4 protein-coding genes are annotated in these 3886 nt (G+C 68.3%); all 4 read left to right on the top strand.

What is annotated here, in order from left to right:
• Positions 1-172: 172 nt before the first annotated feature.
• The 4 genes from EES42_RS23205 (at position 173) to EES42_RS23190 (ending at position 3734) form a co-directional block, all read left to right on the top strand.
• The gene (locus EES42_RS23205; protein ID WP_124720123.1) at positions 173-1249 is read left to right on the top strand and encodes a tyrosine-type recombinase/integrase; all 1077 of its coding nucleotides are present in this window, start codon (positions 173-175) and stop codon (positions 1247-1249) included.
• Positions 1246-1578: a helix-turn-helix domain-containing protein gene (locus tag EES42_RS23200; RefSeq protein ID WP_124720122.1), complete on the top strand. Its 333-nt coding sequence runs from the start codon at positions 1246-1248 to the stop codon at positions 1576-1578. The genes EES42_RS23205 and EES42_RS23200 overlap by 4 nt, the downstream gene beginning before the upstream one ends.
• Before the next feature lie 4 nt (positions 1579-1582).
• Positions 1583-3163, top strand: coding sequence for a site-specific integrase (locus EES42_RS23195; protein WP_124720121.1), 1581 nt, complete (start codon positions 1583-1585; stop codon positions 3161-3163).
• 97 nt (positions 3164-3260) lie between these two features.
• Positions 3261-3734, top strand: coding sequence for a nuclear transport factor 2 family protein (locus EES42_RS23190; RefSeq protein ID WP_124720120.1), 474 nt, complete (start codon positions 3261-3263; stop codon positions 3732-3734).
• Positions 3735-3886 lie beyond the last annotated feature (152 nt).

The raw sequence follows: 3886 nt of genomic DNA, 5'->3' as shown, positions 1-3886 counted from the left end.
TGTGCGACATCCCGCGAGTTCCCCTGAGGCCCGCTGAGTCCCTGACCCCGTGGCCAGCGGGTTCTTCCTCCTTAGAGTGCTCTATGACCTTGTGACGTAACTTCGGGATTCTTGAAGCGTTCTCACCTCGTCCGACCGATCCGCAGTCGGACCGAAGGCGAGGAGGCTCGGGTTGGCGCTGGCGGTCGTACGAGACCTTCGTGAGCACTGGGCCCCCGCGTCGGCGGAGGAGCTGGAGCGGTTCGAGACTGACGTGCTGTCCGGGTTCGTCCTCGCGCGAGCGTCGGCGGGCCTGGCGGACGGCACCATCCGCGGCGACGTCGGACACCTGGAGCAGATCCGCACGTGGTTCGGCCGGCCGTTGTGGGACATGGAGCCCGCCGACGCCGACGCGTACTTCGGGAAGGTGCTGCGGAACTCGCCCAGCGGTACCCGCCTCGCCCGGTCGCAGGCGCTGACCACGTACTTCATGTTCCTGGAGCTGCGGCACAAGGTCGAGCTGCACAGGATGACCGGCCGGGTCGTCGAGTGCCCGATCGATGAGATGAACCGGCCTCGCGGGGCCAAGGACGCACAGCTGCGGATCCCGCCGACCGAACCGGAGGTCGGGACCCTGTTCACCGGCTGGGGCGGCGAGCTGGCGACTTGTCGCAAGTTCACGCCGACCGCCCGGAACTACACCGCGGCGAAGCTGATGTCGCAGGTCGGCCTGCGGGTCAGCGAGGCATGCGGGCTGGACCTGGACGACATCAAGTGGCATCTGGGCCGCTTCGGCAAGCTCCACGTCCGCCACGGCAAGGGCGCCCGCGGCTCGGGTCCACGGGAGCGGATGGTGCCGCTGATCAACGGCGCCGACCGGACGCTGCGGTGGTTCATCGAGGATGTGTGGGGCCAGTTCGACGACGACCACACCCGCCCCGGTGCCCCACTGTTCCCCTCCGAGCGCAAGAACGCCGACGGCACGGCCCGCAGGGTGGGCGACGACGCCCTGCGGAATGGGCTCAAGGACGCCGCCAAAGCGCATCTGCCGGGGTGGGGAGAGCGGCTCACCCCGCATGTCCTGCGGCATTTCTGCGCGTCCCAGCTCTATGAGAACGGGCTGGACTTGCTCGCGATTCAGGAGGTCTTGGGACATTCCTGGATCGCTACGACGATGCGATACGTCCATGTCCAGCAGACCCGGGTCGAGGACGCCTGGGCCGCCGGGACCGAGCGGGCCGCGAAGCGGCTGGAAGGGCTGATCCGATGAGATGGAACCTGCGGCTGACGGCCGCGAACAAGGGTATCTGGAAGGCGTCCGAGCTCCAACGGAGCCTTGCCGAGCACGGGTTGGTGATCTCGGCGGGGAAGATGTCCGGGCTGTGGTCCGGTCAGCCGGTCTCCCTCAAGCTGGAGGACCTGGACGTCATCTGCGTCGTCCTTGGCTGCGACATCGGCGACCTGCTGATCCCCGAGCCGGAGAAGATCAGCCGCCCAGGCCAGGCCGGGGAGACGGAGCGAGCGGCGGTCGGTGCGGGGACTGTCGCACCAGCCGTGATCCCGAAACGCCGGGACGGCCGGTCGCTGCCGCCGATGTGACGCGGTGAGTCCACGCAAGGGCTATCGCAAGCCCGCGACCAGCTGTGACGGCTGCCTGGCCTGGGGGAACTTCAGCGGCAGCCTCTGCCCGGCGTGCTACATGTTCGGCCGGAGCCATGACACGGCCGCCTGTGCCGGCTGCCGCCGCATCCAGCCAGTGAAGTGGGGTTACTGCCGTCTGTGCTGGTGCCAGGCTCGCCACGGCGCCAAGACCGTCGTCGGCCATCTGTCGGACGAGGCGGACGTGAGAGTACGGCTCGGCGCCGTCCGGCACCATCAGCTGTTCTTCATGGGCATGCATCACCGCAACGGATCGGCACCCATCCGGCGGCGCGGAGGACGGCGGGGCGCCCCTCGCAAGCCGCCGCCCGCACTGGCCTGGCGTCCGGATCCCGGCTGGCGGCAGCTGCCGCTGTTCGAGCAGATCCCGCGTGACTACGGCCGACTCGCCCTGGCCGACGCCGACCTGGCCAGCCCCTGGCTGACCTGGGCGAAGTACCTTGCACACCAGCTCGCCGAGGCCCGGGGCTGGGGCCGCAACATCCGCTTCGCCGTCAACCGCGGCCTGGCCTTGGTTCTCACCGGTTACGTCGAGGGCGACGTCGTCCGACACAGCGAGATCTTCGCCCCGCTCCGGGCTCTCGATCTGCCGGTCGTCCACACCGTCACGGTCCTGGAAGAGATGGGCATCTTCCAGGACGACAGCGAACCCTCCTTCGAACGCTGGCTCGCCGGGAGACTGGAGGGTCTCGCCCCCGGCATCCGTTCGGAGGCCGAGCTCTGGACGCGGATCCTGCGCGATGGCGGCCCCCGCAGTCTCCCGCGCCAGCCGGGCACGGTCTGGCTCTACCTCAACCGGGTCCGCCCGGCCCTGCTGGAGTGGTCGCACCGCTACGACCACCTGCGAGAGGTGACCCGCGAGGACGTCTTGGCCCATCTCAAGACGCTGCACGGCCATCAGCGCCACGATCAACTCGTCGCCCTGCGCTCGCTGTTCGCCTGGGCCAAGCGGTCCGGGCTCATCTTCCGCAACCCCACCAGCCGGATCAAGGTCGGGCAGTACGAGTACGCCGTGCTGCAGCCGCTCGCCCCGGACCAGGTCGACCGGTCCGTCGCGGCGGCCACCACCCCGGCGACACGGCTCATCCTCGCCCTCGCCGCCGTCCACGCTGCCCGGGTCGCCCAGATCGGCACCCTCAAGCTCGACGATGTCGACATCGGCAACCGACGACTGACCATCGCCGGACGAGTACGCCGGCTCGACGACCTCACCCTGAAGCTGCTGCTGGACTGGCTGGAGCACCGGCGGAGCCGATGGCCGAACACCGCGAACCTCCATCTGCTGATCAACAACCAGACCGCCACCAAGACCAGCCGAGCCAGCAACCATTGGATCAGTGCTGCGATGCGCGGGCAGACGGCGACCCTGGAGCGGCTACGTGTCGACCGGCAGCTTGAAGAGGCCATGGTCCGAGGCCCCGACCCGCTCCACCTTGCCGAGGTTTTCGGGCTCGATGAGAAGACCGCGATGCGCTACGCGGACTCCGCCCGCCGACTCCTGGAGCGACCCGTCGAGCGGCTCTGACTGGCGTGCCACGTCGAAGATGGCGTCGCGTTCACGCCGGGAATCGGGAGCCAAAAAGCTATCGCGGTGCCCCATAGAGGGCTGGTAGCAATTGATGATGTCGACTGAAGCCCTTGACCCGATGGAACGTCTCTTCGCCGAGCGAGCCTGCGAGCGTCTGATCGTCGAGTTCGTGCGCCGCCTTGACCTGGGAGATCCGAGCAGTGTCGCGGACCTCTTCACACCTGACGGGGTGTGGGAGTGGCCTCATGGCGACCGCAGGGTGGAAGGGCGTGAGGCGCTCCGCAGCTACTTCGGTTCGCGACCCAAGGACCGGCTGTCACGCCGCATGTCTACGAACATCTTGGTCACGGTGGATTCTGCATTGGCAGCCACCGCTACCTCTTACTTTGCCACTTACCGGGTCGACGGCTATACCGATGGCATGGTGCCCCCGAGGCTCCCCGCGAACGTGGGCCACTACGAGGACACGTTCCGGAAGGTCGAGGACACCTGGCTCCTCACCAGCCGAGTCACGCACCTACCCTTCGGCGGAGAGACGGCGCGACTCAGTCACCCCGACCAGTCCTGACTGCGGGGCCCAACCTGGCTATGTCCACCCGCCGCCGTCGTACTGGCCCCGCGACTTCACCACGAACCCACGGATCCGACGTCGCGAGGCACGGCGACAGACCCTCGGGTTCCCGCCGAGAACCCTTCAGTTTTCGCGAACTCGCGGGGCTC

The sequence above is a fragment of the Streptomyces sp. ADI95-17 genome, from assembly GCF_003846175.1.
GTDB lineage: Bacteria > Actinomycetota > Actinomycetes > Streptomycetales > Streptomycetaceae > Streptomyces > Streptomyces sanglieri.
Note: the sequence above shows the minus strand (reverse complement) of the source record. Positions and strands in the feature narration are given on the sequence as shown.

What these genes read in the sequence shown, in the direction of transcription:
- EES42_RS23190 (WP_124720120.1), top strand. Translation starts at nt 3,261, where the DNA reads ATGTCGACTGAAGCCCTTGACCCGATGGAACGTCTCTTCGCCGAGCGA.
- EES42_RS23200 (WP_124720122.1), top strand. Translation starts at nt 1,246, where the DNA reads ATGAGATGGAACCTGCGGCTGACGGCCGCGAACAAGGGTATCTGGAAG.